Genomic DNA, 25,442 nt, shown 5'->3' on the forward strand with positions numbered 1-25,442 from the left:
CGAAAGCCGTCGGACGTCCAGGGGCGGCCGAGCGTGATCGTCAGGATGAGCGGTCTCCGGCGCTCCGCGGTGTCGAGCAGGGAGCGCAAAGGGGCGCCGGCGGGCAAGCGACACGTCGACCTCCTTTCGACTGCCGGAGGCGTATCGTAGGCCGACCACGGCAACCGCAATAGGTCGCCCAGCCTCTGGTTACTCCATAACGCCAAGATCTAAGCTGCCTGGATTCAGGGGAGCCGACTGATAGGACTGCGGCGATGTCCTGCTCGGTCCAGATCTTGTCTCGGCGGTCCGCTCCGTAAAGCCGGCCACCGCGCTCACAGGGATTGCCAGCGATTATGCCGCGGTCCTTCGCGAAGGATGGGAATACGTGCCGGCACCGCCCAGGCCAATGCTCCATCGCTGAGTCGAAGCAGGTGCTCAGCACTGGCGCGATGTGGCACGGGCCGTATCGCACACAACCGGCTGGGAGAACCAGGTACCAAACCATTTGCTCGTCAACGAGCCATCATTGTCGATCCAGGGGATCGGCGGCAATTGCGGCAGGTAGGATGCATATGGCATCACTTTCGCGAGCGTCACCCTGCCCGGGAACTGTGCGAGAAAAGCCTTGTTCATTCCGCCGTCGAATCCGCTGTAGATTGGAGCAACCGGCACGTTATCTTCAAGCAATTGCGCGTACGCGCGCTTGTCGGCGCGCTGTTTTTCCAGCGCCCGCCGCGCGACTTCCGGATTGACGACAAAGGGAGGGCATTTCTCGATCGGATTGAACACGAGAGGGTGCGGCGAATTCGGGGAAGGTTGCGCATCGAACACATAGCGGCGGTTACACACATCCACCTTGGGTTCGAGCTGTGTCGTCTCGAAATGATCGTTGCCAACCTTGAGCATTTCCCAGAAGGGCAGGTTGGGGTTATTTCGATGCCGCGCCAAGTTCGCCGGTGTCAGGCGGAACGGATAGGCTTGGACCTGGAACGATGTCCGGCCGCCGCGGAATGAGTCACGCGCCAGCGAATAGATTTCGCTGATCTGTTCGTCGGTCATGGCATAGCAACCGCTCGACCAGCAGTCGCCGTGGATCATGAGGAAGCTGCCGTTTCGCTTGTTTGCCTTGTCGAAGCTATTGGGGTAGCCGAGATTGATCGAGAGATGGAAGTTGGAGTTGGGATTCATCAACTCAGGCGTGATTGCATAAAACCCTTCCGGAGCCTGTCGATCGCCCTCGTACAATTTCGGCCCGAGATCGCCCGACCACCGGCAGATCGGATAGGTCTTGAGGAATTGGAAACGGCCGGCAGTGTCCTGCTTCCAGATTTCGAGCTCTGCCTCTTCCTTGAAGAGACGCACAAGGATAGGGGAATATTTCGGCATCTTCTTCTGTTCGAGCAGCGCGAGCAACTCGGCCGGCAATTCCTGCGTCGCCTTGGCGGGTAAGGGCTTGCTGCTTTCGCCAAAGCATGTGGCAGGTGTCAAGGCAGCGGCAAAAGCCGCCGCCAGCACAAGAGCCTTACCCGTTCCGATTAAATCGGAACGCAGCTCTCGATTTTTGTTTTGACGCGTTTTCTTGACGCGAACCGGTACCCGCTTCGCTGGAAGACGCTCTAGTGCGTGTCGGACCATAGCGCGTATCACTGCTGTACCTCCAGCCCGCCGCGCGCCGCTATTTCTCAAATCCGACGAACACCGTAGCCTCCTCGACCGACTTCCGCTCCGATACCACCGCGTTCGCCGGAAAAGTCTCATCGGGCCAGCCCAGCGCGATGCTTTTCATGATGACCTGATCGTCGGCAATCCCTGCATGCTCGCGCACCACCGGGGATTGCATGATGCCCTGGCTGTTGATCACGGCGCCCAGCCCGCGAGACCAGGCGGCATTGACCAGGGCGGTGGCCACAGCGCCGCAGTCGAAAGGTGTATCGTCGCTGCCGTCGAGCACGCGATCATAGGTGATAATCACGCAGACCGGCGCGTCGAACTGGCGGAAGCCGCGCAGCACCCAGTCTTGACGCCGGTCCTTGTCGTCGCGCTCGATCCCCATCGCGGAGAATAATTGTTTGGCGACGCCGACCTGCCGGTCGCGGTGCTTGCCTGCAAAGGGCTGACCGGTGCGGAACTCGCGCGACTGCGGGATGCCCGCCACCATCCGTTCGGTGTTGCCGGCGCGGATCCGGTCCAGCGGTGCGCCTGATACGACGTAGAAATTCCAGGGCTGGGTGTTCATCGACGACGGAGCGCGCATCGCCAAACCAATGATTTCCGCAATCAGCGCTTTGGGCACCGGATCAGGTTTGTAACCGCGGATACTCCGGCGACCGAGGATGACGTCATCAAACTGCATCTGTGTGGGATCTCCCGTGATAGGTTCTGAAACAGCCTCGTGGTCCGCGATCCACTGCGATGCGCGTGGTGAGTTCTCCCGGACGACCCGTGGCCTTACACCTCGCTGAGGCTTGTCCACATGCTCTGGTTGTTACTCGAGCGGACGGCGGCAGCAATGAATTCCATTCCTTCGATTCCGTCGGCGAGCGACGGCAGGTCGGGGCAGGCGGCGTCTCCGGAGCGGACCAGTCGAGCAAACTCACTGTAAAGCGTCGCGAACGCCTCGAGATAACCTTCGGGATGCCCGCTCGGCAATCGAACCTGGACCGTAGGAGCGTCACCGGCGATGGCGCCGCCTCGCGTGAGAAGTTGCCTGGGTTTGCCAAATTCCGTGAACCACATCTGGTTTGGATTTTCCTGGCGCCATACAAGCCCCGCCTTGTCGCCATAAACGCGCAGCTGCAGACCGTTTTCGCAGCCCACGGCAACTTGGCTCGCCCACAGCATCCCGCGTGCATTGCCCTCAAAACGCAGCAGTATGTGCACGTTGTCGTCGAGTTGTCTGCCCTCCACGAAGGTCGACAGGTCCGCACTTATGGCCACCGTTCTCAGACCGGTGACAAACCGTGCAAGGTTATATGCGTGCGTACCAATATCACCGAGAGCACCGCCCAGCCCTGAACGCGCAGGATCGGTGCGCCAATCCGCCTGCTTGTTCGAAAGCGGGCGAGTTAGCCAATCTTGCGGATACTCAACTTGAACCACCCGTATCTTGCCCAAGTCACCGCGCGCCACCATGGCACGCGCTTGTCGTACCAAAGGATAACCCGTGTAATTGTGCGTCAGCAAAAACTTCGCGCCATTCTTTGGCTTGATCTTGGCCAGCGCGCGGGCGTCATCGAGCGTTGACGTCAGAGGCTTGTCGCAGATCACATGAATTCCAGCCTCAAGAAATGCCTTGGCCGACGCAAAATGCAGGTGATTTGGTGTAACGATCGAGACAGCCTGAATCCCGTCCGTACGGGCAGCCTCTTTCACCGCCATCTCGGTGAAGCTTGTATATATTCGGTCTTCGGCCAGCCCAAGGCTTCTACCGGATTCTTGAGCCAAGGCAGGATCGGAGGACAGCGCTCCCGCCACCAGCTCATAATCGTCGTCAATTCGCGATGCAATTCGGTGCACGTAGCCGATGAAGGCGCCGATGCCGCCGCCGACCATACCCAATCGGATCCGTGGCGCCTTGTCGTTTCTCATGACGTGCCCTTGTCTGCGGATAGACCAAGCATTTTCAGATTTGCTTCCCTGTCGATGCTGGAGCTTGCAAAGTCATCGAAAGCGCGCTCGGTTACCCGTATGATGTAATCGGAAATCAACCGAGCTCCTTCGCGAGCGCCATCCTCCGGATGCTTCAGTGCGCATTCCCACTCCAGCACGGCCCACCCTGCATAGTCGTAGGCCGTGAGCTTCGAAAAGATCGATCGAAAATCAACCTGACCGTCTCCAATCGATCGGAAACGGCCGGCGCGATTGACCCACGACTGAAAACCTCCATAGACGCCTTGCCGGCCGGTGGGGTTGAATTCAGCATCCTTGACATGGAACGCCTTGATGCGCTGCTGGTAGATATCGATGAAATCGAGGTATTTGAGTTGCTGCAGCACAAAATGGCTTGGGTCGTAAAGAATATTTGCGCGAACGTGGTTCTTCACTTGATCGAGGAACATTTCGAACGTCACCCCGTCATGTAGATCCTCGCCGGGATGCAATTCATAGCAAACATCGACGCCGTTGCGGTCGAACTCATCGAGAATTGGCAACCATCGGCGGCCAAGCTCCCCAAAGGCATCGTCGACCAGGCCCGGGGCACGTTGGGGCCACGGGTAGATGAAAGGCCATGCCAACGCGCCCGAGAACGTTGCGTGGGCATTCAGACCAAGATTGCTCGAAGCCCTTGCGGCCCACTTCAGTTGTTGAACGGCCCAGGCCGTCCGGGCGGAAGAATTGCCATGGACTGCCGCCGGCGCGAAACCATCAAAAGCACCGGAGTAGGCCGGATGCACAGCAATCAGTTGTCCCTGAAGGTGCGTCGACAATTCAGAAATCTGGAGTCCATGACGATCGACTGCGCCGCGCACTTCATCTGCGTATGTTTTCGACGTCGCAGCTTTTTCCAGGTCGATGAAGCTGGAAACCCAACTGGGGATCTGCACGCCCTTGTATCCAAGGGAGGCTGCCCAGCCGCATATGCCGTCCAATGTATCAAAAGGAGGAGCTTCCCCGGCGAACTGAGCCAGGAATATTGCCGGTCCCTTGATGGTGCGCACGATGAATCTCCTCTGTCCCGCTTTCGAAGCACCTGAGCCTGACAGCTCCGAGCCTCATAGCAGTCCTGCTCTTTCGCCGCGGCGTGGTCACGGTTGACGGGATCTCGCCGCACCTCTCCTCCGTCTCCATCGCGACGGCAGGCTTTTCGTCTCCATGAACTCGGCGATGCCGTACCCTTGCCCGTCTTCGTGTCCACTGCCGCTCAGCGTTGACCCCGCCGAACAGGGCGGCCGGATCCGACGTGAGGCCGCGATTGAGCGCGATCATACCAGCTTTGATGTTCGCGGCTACGCGCATGCCGCGGGCAGAGATTGTGGGCGCAGCTGCAGGCGGCGGCGAGGCCCATATTCCGTGTCGCTCGCCCCATGAGTAGCCTCGCTCGTGTTCCGAGCGCGAGATCGGGTCCACAGGACTAAGGTTTCTGGGCCGGCGGAACCGGCGACGGATCGCTCCGGCTGGCCCAGCATAACTGCCGCCTGCCCTTATCGCACTTCCTCGTTCATCCGCCGTCGCTCGAGAGCAATGCGCCGGCAATGGCATTCCGTGACTGGATGCTGGCAGAGGCCGCCGGCTATTAGGCCCTGCTGGGAAATGGCACGATGGCCCTGCCCAACGTGGCCCGTAGTTGCGGCAGGATATGGAACTGCGCGAGAGCAGCGATCGGCCAATCGGATCGGTCACGTCGCCTGCGGTAATAGCTTCCGCGCTTGCCTCCGTACGCCCATTTTTTGCCCCACACTTTTGCCCATTACAATTGGCGCAGCAGAAATTCGTAGAACTTCGGGTTGTCGGCTCGTGCGATGTTGATCCGAATGGCTCTGGCGAGTGAGCTGTTCTTGTCCAGGCAGAACAAGCTCCCGGGCGCGATGAAGATACTTTCCTTAGCTCCGTCGCGCGCAAGCTTCATGTCGTCCACGCCTTCCGGAAGCAGCAAATAGACGTAGTAGCCAGCCTTGGCACTTGAGAAGATCCGATGACCTATTCGTAACAGATCGGCCTGAACCCGGCTCGCCGCGGCTTCGGTCCGTTGCCCGAGTCTCTTCAGATGCCGGTCGTAGTGGCCCTCTACGAGCAGACGATGGAGCAGGCGTTCGACATGGCCCGAGCTATTGACGGTAGTGAGCATCTTGAGCTCGGCGAGCGTCGCGATGCGATCGCTGCGGGCTGCTATGAAGCCGGACCTAAGGCTCGCCGAGAGCGTCTTCGAGAAAGTGCCGATGGATATGACGTTGTCGAGTTGGTCGAGCGTCGCCAGCCGGTTGACCGTGCCCAGGGGGAGGTCGGCAAACGGATCGTCTTCGACGATCACGAGGTTCGATCGTGCCGCCGCATTGAGCACTGCATGTGCCACAGGCAGGGTGATCGAGCCGCCGGTCGGATTGTGGCCGATCGACTGCGTGAAGAACAGTTTCGGACGCTCCGTTTGTATCTTGGCCGTGAGGTCGTCGACATCGGGTCCCTCCGGCGTCCGGCGGACGCCGACGATCCGGACCTGCGCCAGCGTGAGTTTCGCGAACAGTGGATAATAGCCGGGCTCGTCAACCAGCACGGTATCGCCTCGTGACAGCATCGCTCGGATCACGAGATCCAGCGCATGGTTTGCGCCGAAGGTCAGCAGCAGGCCGTCGTCCCTGACCGAAACCTGCTGCGCTTGCAGGCGTGATGCGATATGCTGCCTGAGCGGGAGGAAACCGAGCGCTGATCCATAGGCGTCGGCGTCAGCCGGCAGCATCCGCCCGTTGCTGCCGAGGTAGCGCTTGATCTCGGAGTGCTCGGTCCACGATGCGGGCGGCCGCCCATCGCCGACACGGATATCGAAGTTCTGCGAGAGCTGGGCGTTCAGCAGCGACGCGATATCGACGGCTTCCGAGACGTGCTTCGGTCTGCCACCGTCGTCGCTGCGATAAGTTATGACGAAGCCTGATCCCGCTTTGGCGGCGATGAGCTGATCGAGCACCAGTCGGTCGTAAGCTTCGACGACCGTGTTCTTGGAAACCTTGAATTCCGCGGCCGCCCTTCGGATCGAGGGCAAGCGGCCGCCCTCGGGCATCGCTCCGGACAGGATCTGCGCCCGCAGCCGATCGGCCAATCCGCCCGCGAGGGTTGTTCCACGGCCCCGTTCGTGAGGCGCTCGCGCCACGCAATGTCTCCGGACGGGTACAGTGTCAGACGGTTGTTCGGAGGTGTACCCACCAGACGACAGTAATCAGATGCGGCCCGACGGTTCAATGGGGAGGTCCGGGCCGGAATGCACAGCTACGAGCCTTTGTTCCTCGCTTCGATGTAAGTCGCTCGATTCACTTTGACATCGCCTGAAGGGTACAGTTTCGGACAGTATTTTGAAATTGTCTCTTTTGACCGTAATGCGATGCTGCCTAACGTCGTGCCAACCTAGAACTCTTGTTGGGAGGCGCGGCAATGGCCGGAGGACCTGAGGCGGGCAAGCGGCCCAGGCAGATCAACTCGCGATTGGAGAACCTTCGCAATCTCTCGCCCGCGCAGCGCCTGGGGCGCGTGACCGAGGCGACGTCGCTTGATGAAGCCGAGAGCAAGGCATTTAGCGCCGGCACGCTGCCCGTCGAGCTCGCCAATGGCATGATCGAGAACGTCATCGGTACCTTCGAACTGCCTGTTGGCATTGCCACGAACTTCACAGTGAACGGTCGCGACTATCTGGTTCCGATGGCGATCGAGGAGCCATCGGTCGTCGCTGCCGCCTCCTACATGGCGCGCATCGCCCGCAAATGCGGCGGCTTCCACACCTCCAGCACCGGCCCGATCATGCGCGCACAGGTGCAGGTGCTTGGCGTGACCGATGTCCACGGCGCCCGCGCGCGAGTGCTGAAGGAGCGCTCGGGCATCATCGAGGCTGCCAACGCCAGGGACAAGGTGCTGATCTCGCTCGGCGGCGGCTGCCGCGACGTCGAGGTTCACATCTTCGAGGAGACTCCGGTTGGTCCGATGCTCGCCGTGCATCTCATCGTGGACGTTCGCGATGCGATGGGCGCCAACACGGTCAATACGATGGCGGAGACGGTCGCGCCGATCGTCGAGCGGATCACCGGCGGTACGGTGCGCCTGCGCATCCTTTCGAACTATGCGGATCTGCGCATCGCCCGCGCCATGGTATCGGTGACGCCCGATGCGCTGAACACAGATGAATACAGCGGCGAGCGCGTCGCGCGCGGCATCGTCGAGGCGTGCGCCTTCGCGATTGTCGATCCCTACCGTGCCGCGACCCACAATAAGGGCATCATGAACGGTGTCGATCCCGTCGTCGTGGCCACCGGCAACGACTGGCGTGCGATCGAGGCGGGTGCACATGTCTGGGCTTCGCGCTCCGGCCGCTATGCGTCGCTCTCCAACTGGGAGATCGATGGCAAGGGCAACCTCGTCGGCACGCTGGAAATGCCGATGGCGCTCGGGCTCGTCGGCGGCGCCACCAAGACACACCCGGCCGCGCGCGCTGCGCTGAAGATCCTGAACGTGCAGAGCGCGCAGGAACTGGCGGAGGTCACCGTCGCGGTCGGGCTCGCCCAGAACATGGGCGCGCTCCGCGCGCTTGCGACCGAGGGCATCCAGAAAGGGCACATGGCGCTGCACGCCCGGAACATCGCGATCGTCGCAGGTGCCGAGGGCGACGAAATTGAGAAGGTCGCGGCCGCGCTCGCCGCCGATCACGATGTGCGCGTCGATCGCGCCAGGCAGGTTTTGGAGAAGTTGCGTTCGTGAGGCGGCGATGCCTGCATGACATGCAGGCATTTCGTCGCCTCGACGTGTGGGCTCGGAAATGTATCTTCGCTGCTCACAGCCTCTAAGCGAAATCGCGCTCCGTGTCGGTGGCCGTTCGCGGGGGATGGGAGGATCACTTGAACAAAGAAGAAAACACGAGCGGCCTCGCCGCGCGCAACGGCCCTCTCAAGAACGTCGTGGTTCTCGACGTCACGCGCGTCGTGGCAGGCCCATTCTGCGCGATGCTGTTAGCCGACCTCGGCGCCACCGTGATCAAGGTCGAGCATCCCGGCGACCCTGATTATGCCAGGACATTCCCGCCTTTTGTCGGCGATGAGCAACTCAGCGCCTTCTTCACGCAGTTCAACCGCAACAAGCAGGGGATCACGCTCGATCTCAAGTCCGATGACGGCAAGGCGCTGTTGAAAAGGCTGGTGCGTAAAGCCGATATCCTGATCGAGAATTTCCGTCCCGGCACCATGGACAAGCTGGGCCTCGGCTACGAGGTGCTGCGCGCCGAAAACCCCAGGCTTATCTACACCGCCATCAGCGGCTTTGGTCGCACCGGTCCTAACTCGTCCAAGCCCGCTTATGACAATACCGGACAGGCGGCTGGCGGATTGTGGTCGATGAACGGCTATGCCGAGATGCCGCCGGTCCGCGTCGGCACCATCATCGGTGATCTCGCCGCTTCGCTGTATGCGGCCATCGGAACACTCGCGGCGCTCCGCGAAGCCGAGACGTCGGGTAACGGTCAGGTCGTCGACGTCTCGCAGCAGGATTCGGTCCTGACACTGACCGAGAATGCGGTGGTCCGCTATACCGCGGAGAAGGACGTGGCCTCGCCGCTCGGCAACGATCACCCGTTCGTGCGGCCCTACGGTCAGTTTCCCTGCAAGGACGGTTACGTCTTCTTCGGCGGCTACACCGACAAGTTCTGGGCGATCACCTGCACGCTGTTCGGCGAGCCCGAACGTGCAAGAGATCCGGACATCGACACGATGGAGAAGCGGTTCGACCGGATCGTCGCCGAGACCAAGGTGAAGCCGCTGCTGGAACGCTGGTTCAGCCGGTACACCAAGGCCGAGCTCGAGGAGATGGCGGGCGACAAGATCCCGCTCAGCGCGATCAAGACCATCGCCGAGGTGGTCGAAGACCCTCACATCGCCGCGCGCAACATGATCGTCAACGTTCCCGTCGCGGGGAAGCTGATCGGCATGTTCGGCCAGCCGATCAAGCTGTCGGGAGGGGAGCCGACATCTTTCGACAAGGCGCCCTTGCCCGGGGAGCATAATGCCGAGGTTCTCGGGCGCCTGGCGGATGTGACGCCTGACGAGCTGTTACGTCTCAAGGCTTCGGGAGCGATTTGATGTCTATCGATTTCACCAGAGACGGCCACGTCGCCACCGTCAGGATCAATCGGCCGGACAAGCTCAACGCGCTGACGCTCGCCATGTATGACGATCTCGGTCGCGCGTTCGTCGAGATCAAGGATGATGACGACGTGCGTGCCGTTGTGCTGACAGGCGCTGGCGACCGGGCGTTCTGCGTTGGCGCCGATCTCACGGAATCCATCCCGGCGCTCGCGTCCGATCGCTTCGACATCTCCGAGTGGGATCCGGCGCATATCAAGTTTCCCGGCTTCTTCAAGCCGGTCGTGAGCGCCATCCGCGGCATGTGCATGGGCGGAGGCTTCGAGATCATGTTGGCAACGGACATACGCATCGCAGCGCGCGGGGCGGTGTTTCAGCTGCCTGAGCCCAAGCACGGTTTCGTCCCGGCCGGCGGCACGCTGGTGCGCCTGGTCAGGCAGATCGGGTATGCGCATGCGATGGAGATCATGCTGACGGCGCAGCGGTTCTCGGCGGACGACATGCTCGCCAGGGACGTCATCAACCACGTGGTCGATGAAGACAGGGTCCAGCCGCTGGCCTACGAGCTCGCCGCAAAAATCGCCGCGCTGAGTCCCGTAGCGATCCAGACCATCAAAGAGGCGGCGTTGACGTTACAGGATCTGCCGCTGACCGAGGCATTCCGTATCGAGGCCGCGCTTGGTCAGCGCACCTTCACCAGCGAGGATGCCAAAAGAGGCCTTGCCGCGTTTGCGAGCAGGGCGGGCAACAAGTGATATCGCGGCCGTCTCACCGGCCGCGGCAACAAGAAGACTTCATCGAAAGGGGTAGGGGATGGGACAATCAAAATTCGGTCTGCATTATCTGGCGAGCGCGGCGACAAGTCTGTTCTTGTGCGCGTCTCCCGCGGTCGCACAGAGCGAGAAGATATCAGACGGCGTTGTCCGCATCGGGCTGATCGAGGACATGTCGGGTGTCTATGCCGACATTACCGGCAAGGGTGCCGTGACTGCCGCACAGATGGCGGTGGAGGAATTCGGCGGCAAGGTGCTGGGTATGCCGATCGAAATCGTATCGGCGGATCACCAGAATAAGCCCGACATTGCCGCTAATGCCGCGCGCAAATGGTTCGATACCGAGAAGGTCGATGCAATTCTCGATGTCGCATCCTCCTCGCCTGCCTTGGCTGTCCTCGAAATTGCCAAGGAAAAGAAAAAGATCGTCACACTGAGTTCACCCGGCTCGACCCGGATCACGAACGAGGTCTGCGGGCCCTATGTCGTCCACTGGGCCTACGACACCTTCGCGATTGCCAACAGCACGGGCAAGGCGCTGGTCGGGCAGGGCTTTGACAGCTGGTACTTCGTGACGGCGGACTATGCGTTCGGTCAGGGCCTGGAAAAGGACACCGGCGAGGTCGTCACGACCTTGGGCGGTAAAGTTCTGGGCAGCACGAAGCATCCGGTCGGAACGGCAGATTTCGCCTCTGTCTTGCTGACCGCACAGGGCTCCAAGGCGAAGGTCGTCGCACTCGCGAATGCAGGCGGCGATACCATCAACTCGATCAAGCAGGCTGCCGAGTTCGGTCTGACCTCTGGCGGCCAGAAGCTCGCCGCGCTGGCCGGCTTCATCAACGACGTTCACGGTCTCGGCCTGAAGGAAGCAAAGGGGCTGACGATCACCGAAGCGTCCTATTGGGACATGAACGACGATACGCGAAAGTGGTCGAAGCGCTTCTACGCCACCATGAACGCGATGCCGAATATGCTTCAGACGGGCACCTATTCATCGGTCCTGCACTATCTGAAGGCCGTCCAGGCCGCGGGCACCGATCGGACCGAGGACGTCATGCAAAAGATGCGGGAACTGCCCATTAACGACGTCTTCTATAAGAACGGCAAGATCCGCGAGGACGGCCGCATGGTCCACGATATGTATCTGTTCGAGGTCAAGAAGCCGGAAGAGTCCAAAGCGGCATGGGACTACTACAAGCTGCTCGCCACAATCCCGGCCGATCAAGCGTTCCAGCCCCTGGCTCTGTCGCGGTGCCCGCTGATCAAAAAATAGAGCTGAGGTGACTGGAGGACCGGAGCTGTCCATCCGGCCTCAGGATCGTACGGAAGCTGGATGATGGAGCGCGCGTGCCGGGCGACCAGTGCGCGCATTCCTGCGAAGAGCCGGCGGCCTGGAGCGTTTTCGAGCGAGGTGGACACCGGTTCGCGTGAAGAAAACGCGTCAGAACAAGAATCTAGAGCTTCGGTTCTGATTCAATCAGAACCGATAGTGCTCTAGCGCAACACGACTTCCTGATCGGTCCAACGGAGATAGTGCCGCGGCGCCGCGCCGAGCTCGCGCTTGAACATGGCAGCGAACGCGCTCGGGCTGTCATACCCGACGTCAAGTGCCACGCACGTCACGGGTTCGCCCGCGCCCAGGCGAGCCAGAGCTTCCAGAAGCCGTACGCGCTGGCGCCAGCCAGAGAAGCTCTGGCCCGTCTCGCGGCGAAACAGCCGCGTCAGTGTTCGCCGGCTGAGGCTACATCTGTCGGCCCAATCGTCGAGCGTGAGGTCGGAGGAGGGGTCGCCGAGCACTGCCTTGCAGATCGCCGCAAGTCGGGGATCGGGAGGCACCTCCACGTGCAGCGTCACCTCCGGCATGCGTGCGATCTCGGTAAGCAGAAGCTCGAGCAGCTTGCCGTCGCGTCCATCCTGGTCGTAGGTCTGCGGCATCCGCACCGCCTCGTCCATCAGCGCTTCAACGAGCGAGGAAGCACGAATCAGGCGGCATGTCTCCGACGTCTCTCGTCGGCGATCAGGCGTGACATAGATCGTTTGGGCCTCGACTTCACCCCAGGCCCGCGATTGATGTACGACGCCGGCCGGTATCCATAGCCCATGCCCGGGCGGGACCACGAAATGACCCCGTTCGGTCATCATGGCCGTGACGCCCGCGATCTGCAGAATGAACTGGTCACGTCGATGCGCGTGCCGCGTGCTGGTGCTCTCGTTCGGATAGGTTGCGGTCATCGCGGCGACCGGGCGCGCGACCGTCTGAAGATGTCCGGCATAGATTGCCGCTGCTGCTGGGCCCGCCTGTTTACTGCAGGTACGCAATTCGCCAGTGACATCTCGCCGCGCTACGACTTTCACGTGTCGTGAACTCTCTGATGAGGTCCTTTTCGCAAGGCTCTTATGCATCTTCCAGGCCAGATATGGCCCGGTCGCGATGATTATTGTCCTCCATCAGGTAGCGCGGGACAACGTGTTTGGCAACAATGCGCCCGCCCGCGACATTCGCTCGAACCGAATGCGAGGCTTGGCCAAGTCGATATGCGACCACGGAGAGCTCGATGAACAGACGCGAATTCACCCAGGCCATGCTGGCCGCTGGTGCCGCCCTTCCGTTCGGCATCACCCGCGCAGCCGGCCAGACCCGCGGTGGAACGCTCAACACCATCATCCAGCCCGAGCCGCCACTGCTGGTGACCGCCTTCAACCAGCAGCAGCCGACTCTGACGCTTGGCGGCAAGATCTACGAGAGCCTGCTCAAATACGGCGCCGACCTCAAGCCTATGCCAGGCATGGCGCAGTCCTGGGAGATTTCGCCTGATGGCCTGACCTATACGTTCAAGCTGTTTCCCAACATCACCTTCCATGACGGCAAGCCCATGACGTCCGAAGACGTCGTGTTCAGCTGCATGAAGGTGCTGACCGAGACCCATCCGCGCGCGCGGCAGAACTTCGCCCGCGTCGCTTCCGCCGAAGCGCCCGATCCGCTCACCGTCGTGTTCAAATTGAAGCAACCCTTCGCGCCGTTCCTCGGCTGCTTCGACTGCACGTCGGCGCCGATCGTACCCAAGCACATCTATGAAGGTACCGACTTCCGCAAGAACCCGCTGAACGACAAGGCGATCGGCACCGGTCCGTTCAAGCTGAAGGAATGGGTGCGCGGCTCACATGTCCATCTGGTGCGGCACGAGGGCTATTATCTGAAGGACCAGCCCTATCTCGACGAGATCATTTACCGCATCATTCCGGACTCGGCCTCGCGCGCTTTGGCGCTGGAGAATGGCACGGTGCAGCTCGTGCAATGGACGGACATCGAGTTCTTCGATGTGCAGCGCTTCAAGGCGCAGAAGAATCTTGAGGTCACGACCAAGGGCTATGAATATTTCGCGCCGCATCAGTGGCTCGAGATGAACAACCGCATCGCACCGATGAACGACAAGCGCTTCCGCCAGGCGGTGATGCACCTGATCGATCGCGACGCGCTCGCCAAGCGAGTCTATTTCGGCAATGCCAAGGTTGCGACAGGCCCGATCTCGTCCAAGACGAAGTTCTATGACGGCAAGGTCAAGCGGTACGAATATTCAATTGAGAAGGCCAAGGCGCTGCTCGACGAGATGGGGCTGAAGCCCGATGCCAACGGCAAGCGCGCCGAGATCAAATATGTCGTGCCGCCCTACGGTGAATCCTACCAGCGTGCCGGCGAATTCTTCCGCCAGAGCTTTGCCCGCGTCGGCATCGATCTCGTCCTTGTCGGCACGGATATGGCGGGTTGGGCCGAGAAGGTGGGCAATTGGGATTATGAGATGACCCAGAACCTGCTCTACCAGCTCGGGGATCCCGCGCTCGGTGTCTCTCGCACCTATGTGTCGTCGAATATAAAAAAGGGCATCCTGTTCTCGAATACGGAGGGTTACTCCAATCCCGAGGTGGACAAGCTGTTCGACGAAGCTGCTGTCACGCTCGACGAGGCCAAGCGCCAGGAGTTGTATTCCAAGGTGCAGCAAATCCTGGTCGAAGACGTGCCGGTCGCCTGGACGCTCGAACTCGAATACCCGATCATCTACGACAAGGCGTTCAAGAACATCGTATCGACCGGCATCGGGTCGCACGAGAGCTTCGGGGCGGTCTACAAATCGTGATCCGTCTCGGCAGCGCAGCGACGATCGGGCTGATGGCGCTGAGCCGGATCGCCCAGCTTATCGCCGTCATCCTCCTCATCGCCACCTTCAACTTTGTTCTGGTGCGGGCCGCCCCCGGCGATCCAGCCCAGGTCATGGCCGGTCAGTCGGGCGCGTCCGATCCGAAATTGCTGGAGGATCTGCGTAGGGAATACGGGCTCGACAAGCCGTACGTCGTCCAGCTCGCGAGCTATCTTGTCCGCGTGGTCACGCTTGATCTCGGTTACTCCTACCGCCAACGCCGCCCGGTGGTCGATCTCGTTCTCGAACGACTGCCGGCAACATTGCTGCTGACAGTCACCGCATTCTGTCTGGCGCTCCTGATCGGCACGACGCTCGGTGCACTGGCGGGGCTCGCGGCAGGCACAGTGCTCGACACGGTCTTCACCGTGCTGTCGCTGGTGCTCTATGCGACGCCCGTATTCTGGCTGGGGCTGATGCTGGTCCTGGTCTTCTCGGTAACGCTCGGCTGGCTGCCGCCGTTCGGTTACGAGACCATCAACGTCAAGCTCTCGCCGATCGAGCGTGCGCTCGATGTCGCCAAGCATATGATCATGCCGGTGACCTCGCTGGCGGCGATCTACCTGGCCATCTATGCCCGACTGATGCGGTCCTCGATCATCGAGGTCGCCCAGCAGGATTTCATCAAGACCGCGCGCGCCAAGGGCCTATCCGGCCCCAGCATCGTCGTCGGCCACATGCTGCGCAACGCGCTGGTGCCCGTCGTCACCGTCGCCGGCATGCAGGCCGGCGCTCTGGTCGGCGGCGCCGTTGTCATCGAGACCGTGTTCGCCTGGCCGGGGCTCGGGCGGCTCACCTTCGATGCCCTGCTGCAGCGCGATTATCCTGTGCTGCTCGGCATCTTCCTGATCCTGTCGATCGTCGTCATCGTGCTCAATCTCCTGACCGACGTGATCTACAAGCTGATCGATCCCCGCATGACCACGGGAGCGGCGTGATGGATGCGGTCCGCTCCTTCCTGCGTCATCCTTCGGGCATGGTCGGCCTCGTCGTGCTGCTCATCGTCGTGATCGTCGCGATCGTGGCGCCCGTCGTCTTTCCGGTCTCGCCCTGGGAGATGGTCAGTGCGCCCTTCACGCCGCCCGGTGAGGACGGACTTCTGCTCGGCGGCGACACGCTCGGCCGTGATGTAGCGGCCGGTGTTGCCTATGGTGCACGCGTGTCGCTCGTGATCGGCATGGCCTCGGCCATGGCCGCCATGGTGATTGGCGTCACGATCGGCGCGATCTCGGGCTATTTCGGCGGCAAGGTTGATCTCGTCCTGATGCGGATGACCGAGCTATTCCAGACCATCCCCGCCTTTGTGCTGGCCATTCTCCTGGTTGCGACCTTTACCCCGTCGCTGCTCACGATCATCCTGACCATCGGGGCGGTGAGCTGGCCGCCGCTGGCGCGCCTCACCCGCGCCGAATTCTTGCGCCTGCGCAACCGCGAATTCGTCGAGGCGGCGCTGTGCCAGGGCGAGGGCACCCTGCGCATCGTGCTCGGTCATATCCTGCCCAATGCGATCTCGCCGATCCTGGTCGTGACCTCGCTGACGGTCGCCACCGCCATTTTGTTGGAAAGCGCGCTTTCGTTCATGGGCCTTGGCGACCCCAACCTGATGTCCTGGGGGTTCATGATTGGTGCGGGGCGCACCGTCATTCGCAATGCCTGGTGGATGAGCGTGTTTCCCGGGCTTGCCATCCTCGTCACCGTCCTCGCGATCAACCTGTTCGGCGAAGGCCTCTCCGATGTCCTCAATCCCCGTGTTTCGAGGCGCCGGTCATGAGGGGCACCCTGCAAGCCATGGCCCCCGTGCTCTCGGTTGAGAATCTCTCGATCGCGCTGCCCGAAGGCGGTGATCGTCCCTTCGCAGTCGAGAATGTTTCGTTCGAGGTGAGGCCGAACGAGGTCGTCTGCCTCGTCGGCGAGTCCGGTTCGGGCAAGTCGATGATCGCGCATGCGCTGCTGTCGCTGCTGCCAAAGAGAATAGCCGTCGCCTCAGGCACGGTGACGGTCGCAGGCCAAAACCCGGTAGAGCTCGATCGGCAGGCGCTACGTCGCCTGCGCGGCGGCGACGCTGCGATGATCTTTCAAGAGCCGCTGTCCTCGCTGAATCCGCTCAAGCGCGTCGGCAAGCAGATCGAGGAGATGATCCTCACACATCAGAAGCCGCCGCCGTCAGCGAGCGACGTGTATGAGCGCGTGCAGCAGCTTCTGACGCAGGTGGGACTGCCCAATCCGAAGCTGCTCGAAAAGAGCTATCCGTTCGAGCTGTCCGGGGGCCAGCGCCAGCGGGTTATGATCGCGATGGCGATGGCCAACCGGCCGGCGCTGTTGATCGCGGACGAGCCGACCACCGCGCTCGACGTCACCACCCAGCGTCAGATCCTGGGTCTGATCGACGAGCTCAGGCGTGACCGCGGCATGGGCGTGCTCCTCATCACCCATGATTTCGGCGTCGTCGCTGACGTCGCAGATCGTGTCGTGGTGCTACGTCACGGCAAGGTGGTGGAGCAGGGGACCGTCGAGGAAGTCCTGCGCCATCCCAAGGCCGACTATACGCGCGAGCTGATCGATGCGGTGCCGAAGGCTCGCCTCGACCAAATCAGCCGGAAGGATGTTCACTCCGAGCCGCTGCTTGAGGTGATCGGTCTTCGGAAGACGTTCCGGGTCAAGCGCGGCTTCCTTCAGCCGCCGCGCGAGGTTGTCGCAGCCGACGGCATCTCGTTGACGCTCCATGAAGGCGAGACGCTCGCGGTGGTGGGGGAGTCGGGTTCCGGCAAGTCCACCCTCGGCCGCATGATCCTGCGGCTGACCGAGCCCGACGACGGAGCCATTCGCTTCAATGGTCAGGATCTGCGCCAGCTCCGTGGCGAGGCGCTCCGCCAGGCGCGCAAGCAGCTTCAGATCGTGTTCCAGGATCCCTTCGCCAGCCTCGATCCGCGCCAGAAGGTCGGCGACGCCATCGCCCGTGGCCCGATGGCCTTTGGAAGGTCGCGCGCTGAAGCCATGGAGCAGACTAAGAATCTGCTCATGCGGGTCGGCCTCGGCGCCGTTGCCGCCGATCGCTACCCCCACGAATTCTCCGGCGGCCAGCGCCAGCGCATCTGCATCGCGCGGGCGCTGGTGCTGAAGCCGCGCGTGCTGATCGCGGACGAAGCGGTGTCGGCGCTCGACGTCTCCGTGCAGGCACAGGTGCTGGCGCTACTCGCCGAGCTGCGACAAGAGATGAAGCTCGCCATGGTCTTCATCACACACGATTTGCGCATCGCCGCCGAGATCGCCGACCGCGTCATCGTGCTTCAGAGGGGCCGCATCGTCGAGGAGGGCGCCACCGCCGACGTCTTCACCGCGCCTCAAGCGGCCTATACCCGCGACCTGCTCGATGCAATTCCGGGCCGCAACTTCTTCGACCAGCCGGGTTTTGCCAACGCGACCGGCAGGATTCCGACAGCAAGGATGAGTTCATGACCGATAGCGTTTCCCTTCCAGCCGCCGCGCGCGAACGCATCGAGGCCGCCGTGGATGCCGCCTTCGACAAGCAGATCGACACCACCATCGCGTTCACCGCGATTCCGAGTACGCGCGCGGCCGAAGCCCCCTGTCAGGACATGTTCGCAAAGTTGCTGCGCGAGCGCGGCTATGAGGTCGACGATTGGGTCATCAATCAGGACGATCTCAAGACACTGCCCGGTTACGGCCCCGTCGAGACCGATTTCTCTCGCGCGCGCTCCGTCGTCGGCACTTACCGGCCGGCGAAGGAGGAGGGTCGTTCCCTGATTCTCCAGGGCCATTGCGACGTCGTGCCGGCAGGTCCTCTCGACATGTGGGAGCGGCCGCCGTTTCAGCCGGTGGTCGAGGACGGCTGGCTGTATGGCCGCGGCGCCGGCGACATGAAGTCCGGCACCATCTCGGCGCTGTACGCTCTCGACGCGATCAAGGCAGCAGGCTACAGGCCCAAGGGCCGCATCCACCTCCAGTCGGTGATCGAAGAGGAGAGCACCGGCCTCGGCGCGCTCTCGACCCTCCAGCGCGGCTACCGCGCCGATGCCTGCATCCTGCCCGAGCCGACCGACGAAAAGCTGATGCGCGCCCAGGTCGGCGTGATCTGGTTCCGGCTGAAAGTGCGCGGAATACCCGTCCATGTCGCACGCGCCGGTACCGGCTCGAATGCGATTAAGGCCGCCATCCATCTGATCCAGAAGCTCGAAGGTCTCGAGGCCGAATGGAACGAGCGCGCCAAGACGCACCCATCCTTCAAGTCGGTCGATCACCCGCTCAACTTCAATCCCGGCATCATCAAGGGCGGGGACTGGGCCTCCAGCGTTCCCGCCTGGTGCGACGTTGATTGCCGCATCGGCGTTCTGCCCGGTTGGAAGATTGCCGACGCCCAGGCCGAGATCGTGGATTTTGTCAGCAAGGCCGCGCGCTCGCATCCTTTCCTTGCCAACAACCCGCCCGAGATCGTCTGGTCCGGCTTCCTGTCGCCGGGCTATGAAGCGACGGGGATCCAGGAAAGCGAGGCCGTTCTGGCTCCGATCTACGAGCATGTGTTCGGTCGCAAGCTGACGGATTTTTCGTCCACGGCGCTGACCGACGCACGCTTCTATGGCCTCGATTTCGGCGTTCCGGCATTCTGCTTCGGTGCAAGAATGGGAGGCGCACATGGTTTCAACGAGCGCGTCGACCTCGCCTCGGTGAAGCGGGTCACCAAGGCGCTTGCGTTGTTCGTCGCGAGCTGGTGCGGAATCGAGGCGAAGTAGCTCGAGCATGATCCGGGAGGACGTGCAGCAGTCCTCCAGAAAGATCCTGCTCAACAGAACCTAGGCAAGCTCGCCAAACAGGGAGGCGCAATGGACAGCCAAGGTGCAGGCGGCAAGCCGCCGGTCAAGACCCAAGAGGATCTGCGCGCGCATTTCGGGCAGGTGAACCTGATCGCCGAGAAGAAGGTTCTCCATCATCTCGACAAGTTCTGCCGTGATTTCATCGCGCTGTCCCCCTTCCTCGTCCTCGCCACGAGCGACGGCAACGGCCACGCCGATGCGAGCCCTCGCGGCGACGCGCCGGGGTTCGTCGCCGTGCTCGACGACAAGACGCTGCTGATTCCCGACCGGCGCGGCAATAACCGCGTGGACACGTTCGGCAACGTCATTGCCTCGCCCGGGATCGGCTTGATCTTCATGGTGCCCGGAATCAACGAGACCCTGCGCGTCAACGGGCGCGCGGAGATCTCGCAGGATGCCGAGCTGTTGGCGCCGCTCACGGTGCAGGGCGTCGTCCCCACGATCGGGCTCAAAATCCATGTCGAGGAGACCTACTTCCACTGCGGCAAGGCGCTCATGCGTTCGAAGCTGTGGAGTCCGGCGGCACAGGTCGAGCGCAACAGCTTCCCGACACTCGGCCGGATCATCGCCGAGCAGACTGCCGCCATCGAGGCCGAAGTCGCCGAGAAGACGTTGGAAGAAGGGTATCGTACGAGGCTCTACTGAATGACGACCTCGGCATTGCCATACCGAGGCGTCATCGACACTGCTGCAGACAACGTGACCGGAAAAATCAAGGGGCGCGTCGCGATTGATGTGGAGGCGGAGGATCGGCTCTCACGGCGGAGTATGCCGCCAGCCTGTTGGAATAGCCGAGAGCAGCGCCGATGGTTCTGGCTGCCTCCATCACGTGGACTGAATACTCCTTGATCTGCTTGCGCTTGATGCGGCTGTCGGGGCCGGACATGCCGATCGCTCCGACGAGTTCGCCGGAACGGCCGAGGATCGCACAAGCGCAGGCCGCGATGCCCTCGCGCCACTCGCCGTGCAGCACGGAGGAGTAACCCTGCGCGCGCGCCAGCTCAATGTCCTCCCGCAGCTCCTTGATCGTCGTTCGCGTCGTTTCCGTGTAGCGCCTGAGATGCGGCCGAAATCGTTCCAGGTAGTCATCTGGCATATGTGCGAGCATCGCCTTGCCCGTCGCCATGGTGAAAGCGGGTGCGCGCATGCCCACGCTCGTATGGGCGCGAATATGGTGGGCGCTTTCGATCTTGTCGACGTAGACGACGTCGGTATCTTCAAGCACGGACAGGTGAATGGTTTCGCCGGTAATCTCGGCAAGCTTCGTCATTGCCGGTCGCGCGACGTTGATGAGATCCATCCGGTGGATGACATGGCTGCCGAGCGCCCAGATCTTGGTCGTGAGCTCGTAGGTGCTGTGCGGGGGGATCTGGCGCACATAGCCTTGAGATTGCAAAGTCATCAGCAGCCGATGCACGTTGCTCTTGGTGAGCTTCAGCTCGCTCGCGAGATCCGTGACCCCACGGGGCCGCTCGCTCAGAGCAAGTGCTTCCAGGAGACGCAGACCCTTGATAAAAGCCTTATCCATCCACCAGCCAAATTAGAATGATCTTCCACTCGATCTAGCATGGCCGCGCGATCGACAATAGCCCGCGTGTGGCATCAGCCCCGATCCTTCTCGGATCGGGGCTGATCGGCCTGCCTACTGGGCCAGCAAGGCGTTGAGCTTCTCCTGCCCGTACTCTTCGTTGGTGGACTTTCCGGCCGGCGAAGCTGCGCCCCAATAATCCGGGCTCCATTCGATCGCTTTCGAGACGTTGTCCGGGTTGTTGGCCCAGTAGCGGGCGAGCTTCTTGTCGGTCGCGGCCTCGAACACGATCGGGGAGGGAAGGGCGACCGGGAAGGTCGAGGTGAGCTGCGCCGCACGCTTGGGCTCGAGCCGCCAGGAAAGCAGCTTCATCGCGTTATCGTAGTTCGGCGCTCCCTTGGGAATGGAGAAGAAGTCGTAGTAGATGAAGCCCTGATTGAAGGTCAGCTCGATCGGGGCGCCCTCGAGGGCGAGCTTGCTCATCGAGCCGGTGTAGGCCATGCACATGTCGGCCTCGCCATCGAGCAGAAGCTGCGGCGGCTGTGCGGATGTCGTCCACCATTTGGCGATGTGTGGCTTGATCTCCTTGACCTTCTTCAGCGCCCGCTCCATGTCGATCGGGTAGAGCTTGCTCTTCTCAACGCCGTCGGCCATCAGCGCCGCTTCGAACACGAAACGCGGCCAGGCGGGCATGCAGCGCCGGCCGGGAAATTTCTTCACGTCCCAGAAGTCGGCCCAGGTGGTCGGTACGTTTTCGCCCTTGTACTTGTCCTTGTTGTAGACGAGGCCGACGCCGATCACCTGCAGTGCCACGCCCTTCTTGCGCTTCAGATTGTCCGGCATTGCCGCCAGCGTCTGTTTCGCCGCGTCGGACAGCTTGGAATAGTCGATATCGGCCAGACAGCAGTCGCCGAGCAGCTTCGTCTCCTGGTCGAAGATGAATGTCAGGTCCCATTGCGCCTTGCCGGCTTCGGCCTGAGCCTTGATGCGCGGGCCGCTACGGGCCTCCTGGACGGTGACCACCTTGATGCCGGTCTCCTTCTCGAATGGGTCGTACATGACCTTGCGCAATGCATCGCCATATCCGCCGCCCGGATCCTGCATGATCACGACGTTGCTCTGTGCTTGAGCCAAACCCGTCCCCATCGCGACGAGCAGGGCCGAGGCCAATACGGAAGCCGATAGTCGCCAGCGTTTCATTCCCAGCATTTTTCTTTCCTCCAGTTGAAATTGATCTGCGTCACGTCGCCTTCCGTGACGTGGCGAAAACGGGTCGTGCAAGGACGAGTCCTGCGACGACCAGAAGCACCTCCAGCGTCGAGACCACGGCCAGCACCGGATTGAGCCGGTAATTGACGTCGCCCCACAGCATGAGAGGGAGCGTCTTCAGCTCCGCGCTCGAGAGGAACAGCGTCAGCACCAGCTCGTCGAACGAGTGCAGGAAGGCGAAGAATGTTGCCGCAGCCAGGCCCGGCATGATTGCAGGCAGCGTCACCAGACGGAACACCGTCAGGGACGATGCGCCATGGACCGCAGCTGCCTGTTCGAGCCTGGTATCGACGCCTTGAAGAGATGCGGACAGGATCACGACGACGAGGGGAAGGCCGCCGATCGCATGTGCCGCGGCAAGGCCGAAGACGGAGCCGATCAGATCGAATCGCAGGAACAGGCTGTAGAGCGACAGGCCGAGCACGACCGGAGGGACGATGATCGGACTTACGAGAAGCAGCATGATGGCGGATTTGCCGCGAATGCTGCTCCTGACAATGCCGAGGGCGGCCGACGCGCCCAGCACGATCGCGATGGCGGCGGACATCGCAGCGACGACCAACGATGTCCAGAACGCCCGCATCCAGTTCGAATCGGAGAAGAACTGCTCATACCAGCGCAGTGAGAAGCCCGGCGGCGGGAAGGTCAGATAGCTTGCGCTGCTGAAGGAAATGATCATCACCACGACGATCGGCAGGATGAGAGTGCCAATGACCAGCCCGCCCATGATGCGAACGGTCCAGGTCCCACAACTCGCCGGCAGACGCCCGAATAGCCTCAGAAGCGGCCAACCGATCACGTCGGCAGCCGAGGCGCCGAGGCTGCGGCGGCTGACATCGGCGGCGCGGCCGTCTGTCTTCCCTGGTGCAGCCTCCGTCAGCTTCCGGCCGCCCCAAATGAACTCGAATCCCAGAAAGCGTCCGGCCACGGCGACCACCGCCAAGGTGATCGTCAGCAGCACCACGCCCAAAGCCTGCAGGAATCCCTCCGATGTGACCGAGTCTGCCTGCTGGGTGATGTGCATGGCAAACATCTGGTCGCCGGGTCCGCCGAGCAGGGTCGGCGTAATGAAGAAGCCGATCGCGGCGACGAAGACGAGCAGGAAGCCAGCGCCCATCCCGGGCAAGGTCAGCGGCAGCAACACGCGCCAGAAGGCCGCAATGGGCCCGGCGCCGCTGGCCAGCGCCGCGCGCGTCAGGCTTTGATCAAGGCGCGCCACGCTGGAATAGATCGTCAGCACCATCAAGGGCAGAAGCACCGCGGTCATGCCGAGAAGCACCGTGCCGCGATTGAACAGAAGCTGCACGGGCTCGCTCAATATGCCGATCGAAACCAGCATCTTGTTGACCGGCCCGTTGCGGCCGAGCAGGACCATCCAGGCGTAGGTCCGGATCAGGATGGCGATGAAATAGGGCAGCACGATCGCGGTCGCGATCAGGACCTGGGCAATGCCGCGACTGCGGTGAATGAGCAGAGCAGTCGGATATCCGAACAGCAGGCAGAGGCCCGCGACCGTAACCGAGATCTGCATCGTGCGGACGAGCGAATCCCAATAGAGCGGTATCGCGAATACCCTCTCGAAGTAGGACGACCATGACGGCCCGCTCAGGCTGATACGGATGAGGTCGATCAGCGGCAGGAGATAGATGAAGGCCAGGAAGGCGAGCGCAGGCACGAGCAGCAGCGCGGGATTCTTCAACCTCCTGACGAGATCGAGATCCGCAGGGCGGTCTGCGCGGACGCCGATCGATGCCGAGGTCATGCAAGCACCCAGCAGTCCGCAGCACCCCAGCTCACGTGCAAACGATCCCCGACGGTCGGCAGGGGGCGGTCGGCCATGTCGGTGCACCTGATCAGGAGCGGCTCTCCGCCCTCCATTTGGGCCTCGATCCGCAGGATCTCGCCGAGGAAGATCGCAGACGTGACGCTGACGGGTGCAGAATTCGCAGTCGGTTCGTTCGAGACGGCGATTCGTTCCGGACGCACGAGCACGGTTGCGCGCCCAACGTCGATCGTGTCCCGGCTCTCGGCGTTGAACACGTATCCTGCGCGGCTTTTCATCGTCAGCGTCGATCCGCGCTTCTGGAGAATTTCGGCCTCGACCAGATTGCTCTCGCCGACGAACGAGGCGACGAAGCGATCGCTCGGATGGCGATAGATGTCCACCGGGCGGCCGATCTGGACGATCTTGCCGGCGTTGAGCACCGCGATGCGGTCGCTCATCGTCAGGGCTTCGCCCTGGTCATGGGTGACGAACAGGATCGTGCTGCCGATGGTCCGGTGAAGGTCGCGGATCTCGATCTGGATCGACTCGCGCAACCGCCGGTCCAGCGCGCTGAGGGGTTCGTCCATCAGCACGACCTTGGGCCTCCTGACGATCGCGCGGGCGATGGCGACGCGCTGCTGCTGCCCGCCCGACATTTGCGAAGGAGACTTCGTCGCGTGCTCCGTCAACCGCATGATCTCCAGCGTTTCCGCGACGCGTCGCTCCGCAGTCGCCCGGTCGACGCCTGCCATGCGAAGTGGAAACGCGACGTTCTGGCTGACCGTCATGTTCGGAAAGAGCGCGTAGCTCTGGAACACCATGCCGAAACCACGCTTGTGCGTGGGCACGTTGTGGACAGGCTTGTCGTCGACGAGGATCTCGCCGTTGTCGAGGCTCTGGAATCCGGCCACGAGGTTGAGCAGCGTGGTCTTTCCGCTGCCGGAAGGGCCAAGAAGCGTGATGAATTCGCCCGGCTCGATGTCGATGCTGATCCGGTCGACCGCGTGAAAGCTGCCGTATCTCTTCACCGCGTCGCGGACGGCGATGCTCGATCCGATGGCGTCGCGTTCCCGGAGCCGGCCGGTCGACGGCGTCCGAACGTTCGCATCGCCGGAGCGCACTGCGCGCAGAGCCGCGGGCTCAGCCATTCTCTCCTCCCAATGGGTTCTATATTGTAGAATGCTATTCCAATTATTGTTGGCCTAGCGCGCCGTCTTGTCAAGTCGAGCGCTTGATCGCGCCGCAACGGCGGGCCGCTGCGATCGGTCGCGCAGACGAGATCCCCTGTAAACAAAGGCTTCGCCGATGAAGCCAGATTGACAGCGTCGTCGAACTTCGA

Annotated in this window: 20 protein-coding genes and 1 pseudogene; 10 read left to right on the plus strand and 11 right to left on the minus strand. The window is 62.1% G+C overall.

Annotation, left to right across the window (positions count from 1 at the left end):
* Positions 1-417 precede the first annotated feature (417 nt).
* From ACYCVF_RS02685 to ACYCVF_RS02710, 6 genes and pseudogenes are all read right to left on the minus strand, one after another.
* Positions 418-1,617: a L,D-transpeptidase family protein gene (locus ACYCVF_RS02685; protein ID WP_459596998.1), complete on the minus strand. Its 1,200-nt coding sequence runs from the start codon at positions 1,615-1,617 to the stop codon at positions 418-420.
* Between the two features lie 40 nt (positions 1,618-1,657).
* Entirely contained in the window at positions 1,658-2,335 is a 678-nt protein-coding gene (locus ACYCVF_RS02690; RefSeq protein ID WP_459596999.1) for a nitroreductase, read from the minus strand.
* A gap of 95 nt (positions 2,336-2,430) precedes the next feature.
* The gene (locus ACYCVF_RS02695; protein ID WP_459597000.1) at positions 2,431-3,570 is read right to left on the minus strand and encodes a Gfo/Idh/MocA family protein; all 1,140 of its coding nucleotides are present in this window, start codon (positions 3,568-3,570) and stop codon (positions 2,431-2,433) included.
* Complete coding sequence (locus ACYCVF_RS02700; protein ID WP_459597001.1) at positions 3,567-4,640, minus strand: sugar phosphate isomerase/epimerase family protein; 1,074 nt, start codon at positions 4,638-4,640, stop codon at positions 3,567-3,569. The genes ACYCVF_RS02695 and ACYCVF_RS02700 overlap by 4 nt, the downstream gene beginning before the upstream one ends.
* An 87-nt stretch (positions 4,641-4,727) precedes the next feature.
* Positions 4,728-5,052, minus strand: a pseudogene (locus ACYCVF_RS02705) (aldehyde dehydrogenase family protein); the annotation flags it as partial.
* A 337-nt stretch (positions 5,053-5,389) separates the two neighbouring features.
* A complete protein-coding gene (locus ACYCVF_RS02710; RefSeq protein ID WP_459597002.1) occupies positions 5,390-6,781 on the minus strand; it encodes an aminotransferase-like domain-containing protein in 1,392 nt (463 codons plus the stop codon).
* Between the two features lie 278 nt (positions 6,782-7,059).
* Here ACYCVF_RS02710 and ACYCVF_RS02715 point away from each other — a divergent pair, with 278 nt between their 5' ends.
* The 4 genes from ACYCVF_RS02715 to ACYCVF_RS02730 all read left to right on the plus strand — a co-directional run bounded on the left by ACYCVF_RS02715 (position 7,060) and on the right by ACYCVF_RS02730 (position 11,792).
* The gene (locus ACYCVF_RS02715; RefSeq protein WP_459597003.1) at positions 7,060-8,373 is read left to right on the plus strand and encodes a hydroxymethylglutaryl-CoA reductase, degradative; all 1,314 of its coding nucleotides are present in this window, start codon (positions 7,060-7,062) and stop codon (positions 8,371-8,373) included.
* 137 nt (positions 8,374-8,510) lie between these two features.
* Entirely contained in the window at positions 8,511-9,743 is a 1,233-nt protein-coding gene (locus ACYCVF_RS02720; protein WP_459597004.1) for a CaiB/BaiF CoA transferase family protein, read from the plus strand.
* Positions 9,743-10,501 (plus strand): enoyl-CoA hydratase/isomerase family protein, encoded by a 759-nt coding sequence (locus ACYCVF_RS02725; RefSeq protein ID WP_459597005.1) that lies wholly within the window; start codon positions 9,743-9,745, stop codon positions 10,499-10,501. Before ACYCVF_RS02720 ends, ACYCVF_RS02725 begins: the two co-directional genes overlap by 1 nt.
* 58 nt (positions 10,502-10,559) lie before the next feature.
* On the plus strand, positions 10,560-11,792 hold the full coding sequence (locus tag ACYCVF_RS02730; protein ID WP_459597006.1) for an ABC transporter substrate-binding protein: 1,233 nt from the start codon (positions 10,560-10,562) through the stop codon (positions 11,790-11,792).
* Positions 11,793-12,013: 221 nt separating this feature from the next.
* Here ACYCVF_RS02730 and ACYCVF_RS02735 read toward each other — a convergent pair whose 3' ends face one another.
* A complete protein-coding gene (locus ACYCVF_RS02735) occupies positions 12,014-12,751 on the minus strand; it encodes an AraC family transcriptional regulator (protein ID WP_459597007.1) in 738 nt (245 codons plus the stop codon).
* A gap of 323 nt (positions 12,752-13,074) precedes the next feature.
* Between ACYCVF_RS02735 and ACYCVF_RS02740 the strand changes: the two genes are divergently transcribed.
* From ACYCVF_RS02740 to ACYCVF_RS02765, 6 genes are all read left to right on the plus strand, one after another.
* Complete coding sequence (locus ACYCVF_RS02740; RefSeq protein ID WP_459597008.1) at positions 13,075-14,652, plus strand: ABC transporter substrate-binding protein; 1,578 nt, start codon at positions 13,075-13,077, stop codon at positions 14,650-14,652.
* Entirely contained in the window at positions 14,649-15,650 is a 1,002-nt protein-coding gene (locus ACYCVF_RS02745; RefSeq protein WP_459597009.1) for an ABC transporter permease, read from the plus strand. Before ACYCVF_RS02740 ends, ACYCVF_RS02745 begins: the two co-directional genes overlap by 4 nt.
* Positions 15,650-16,483, plus strand: a complete 834-nt coding sequence (locus tag ACYCVF_RS02750) for an ABC transporter permease (protein ID WP_459597010.1) — start codon at positions 15,650-15,652, stop codon at positions 16,481-16,483. Before ACYCVF_RS02745 ends, ACYCVF_RS02750 begins: the two co-directional genes overlap by 1 nt.
* Positions 16,480-18,168 carry a dipeptide ABC transporter ATP-binding protein gene (locus tag ACYCVF_RS02755; RefSeq protein ID WP_459606480.1) on the plus strand — a complete coding sequence of 563 codons (1,689 nt, stop codon included), beginning with the start codon at positions 16,480-16,482 and terminating at the stop codon, positions 18,166-18,168. Before ACYCVF_RS02750 ends, ACYCVF_RS02755 begins: the two co-directional genes overlap by 4 nt.
* Positions 18,165-19,460, plus strand: coding sequence for an ArgE/DapE family deacylase (locus tag ACYCVF_RS02760; RefSeq protein ID WP_459597012.1), 1,296 nt, complete (start codon positions 18,165-18,167; stop codon positions 19,458-19,460). Before ACYCVF_RS02755 ends, ACYCVF_RS02760 begins: the two co-directional genes overlap by 4 nt.
* Positions 19,461-19,550: 90 nt before the next feature.
* Positions 19,551-20,186, plus strand: coding sequence for a pyridoxamine 5'-phosphate oxidase family protein (locus ACYCVF_RS02765; protein WP_459597013.1), 636 nt, complete (start codon positions 19,551-19,553; stop codon positions 20,184-20,186).
* 67 nt (positions 20,187-20,253) lie between these two features.
* Here ACYCVF_RS02765 and ACYCVF_RS02770 read toward each other — a convergent pair whose 3' ends face one another.
* From ACYCVF_RS02770 to ACYCVF_RS02785, 4 genes are all read right to left on the minus strand, one after another.
* Entirely contained in the window at positions 20,254-21,069 is an 816-nt protein-coding gene (locus ACYCVF_RS02770) for an IclR family transcriptional regulator (protein WP_459597014.1), read from the minus strand.
* Positions 21,070-21,183: 114 nt separating this feature from the next.
* Positions 21,184-22,278: an extracellular solute-binding protein gene (locus ACYCVF_RS02775; protein ID WP_459597015.1), complete on the minus strand. Its 1,095-nt coding sequence runs from the start codon at positions 22,276-22,278 to the stop codon at positions 21,184-21,186.
* 31 nt (positions 22,279-22,309) lie between these two features.
* Entirely contained in the window at positions 22,310-24,100 is a 1,791-nt protein-coding gene (locus ACYCVF_RS02780) for an ABC transporter permease subunit (protein WP_459597016.1), read from the minus strand.
* Positions 24,097-25,251 (minus strand): ABC transporter ATP-binding protein, encoded by a 1,155-nt coding sequence (locus ACYCVF_RS02785; protein ID WP_459597017.1) that lies wholly within the window; start codon positions 25,249-25,251, stop codon positions 24,097-24,099. The genes ACYCVF_RS02780 and ACYCVF_RS02785 overlap by 4 nt, the downstream gene beginning before the upstream one ends.
* Between the last annotated feature and the right edge of the window lie 191 nt (positions 25,252-25,442).

This window comes from Bradyrhizobium cedriense (assembly GCF_054602315.1).

Coding starts and splice junctions, on each gene's coding strand:
- ACYCVF_RS02685 (WP_459596998.1), bottom strand. CDS start 1,617: ATGGTCCGACACGCACTAGAGCGTCTTCCAGCGAAGCGGGTACCGGTT.
- ACYCVF_RS02690 (WP_459596999.1), bottom strand. CDS start 2,335: ATGCAGTTTGATGACGTCATCCTCGGTCGCCGGAGTATCCGCGGTTAC.
- ACYCVF_RS02695 (WP_459597000.1), bottom strand. CDS start 3,570: ATGAGAAACGACAAGGCGCCACGGATCCGATTGGGTATGGTCGGCGGC.
- ACYCVF_RS02715 (WP_459597003.1), top strand. CDS start 7,060: ATGGCCGGAGGACCTGAGGCGGGCAAGCGGCCCAGGCAGATCAACTCG.
- ACYCVF_RS02725 (WP_459597005.1), top strand. CDS start 9,743: ATGTCTATCGATTTCACCAGAGACGGCCACGTCGCCACCGTCAGGATC.
- ACYCVF_RS02730 (WP_459597006.1), top strand. CDS start 10,560: ATGGGACAATCAAAATTCGGTCTGCATTATCTGGCGAGCGCGGCGACA.
- ACYCVF_RS02735 (WP_459597007.1), bottom strand. CDS start 12,751: ATGACCGCAACCTATCCGAACGAGAGCACCAGCACGCGGCACGCGCAT.
- ACYCVF_RS02740 (WP_459597008.1), top strand. CDS start 13,075: ATGAACAGACGCGAATTCACCCAGGCCATGCTGGCCGCTGGTGCCGCC.
- ACYCVF_RS02750 (WP_459597010.1), top strand. CDS start 15,650: ATGGATGCGGTCCGCTCCTTCCTGCGTCATCCTTCGGGCATGGTCGGC.
- ACYCVF_RS02755 (WP_459606480.1), top strand. CDS start 16,480: ATGAGGGGCACCCTGCAAGCCATGGCCCCCGTGCTCTCGGTTGAGAAT.
- ACYCVF_RS02760 (WP_459597012.1), top strand. CDS start 18,165: ATGACCGATAGCGTTTCCCTTCCAGCCGCCGCGCGCGAACGCATCGAG.
- ACYCVF_RS02765 (WP_459597013.1), top strand. CDS start 19,551: ATGGACAGCCAAGGTGCAGGCGGCAAGCCGCCGGTCAAGACCCAAGAG.
- ACYCVF_RS02770 (WP_459597014.1), bottom strand. CDS start 21,069: ATGGATAAGGCTTTTATCAAGGGTCTGCGTCTCCTGGAAGCACTTGCT.
- ACYCVF_RS02775 (WP_459597015.1), bottom strand. CDS start 22,278: ATGCTGGGAATGAAACGCTGGCGACTATCGGCTTCCGTATTGGCCTCG.
- ACYCVF_RS02780 (WP_459597016.1), bottom strand. CDS start 24,100: ATGACCTCGGCATCGATCGGCGTCCGCGCAGACCGCCCTGCGGATCTC.
- ACYCVF_RS02785 (WP_459597017.1), bottom strand. CDS start 25,251: ATGGCTGAGCCCGCGGCTCTGCGCGCAGTGCGCTCCGGCGATGCGAAC.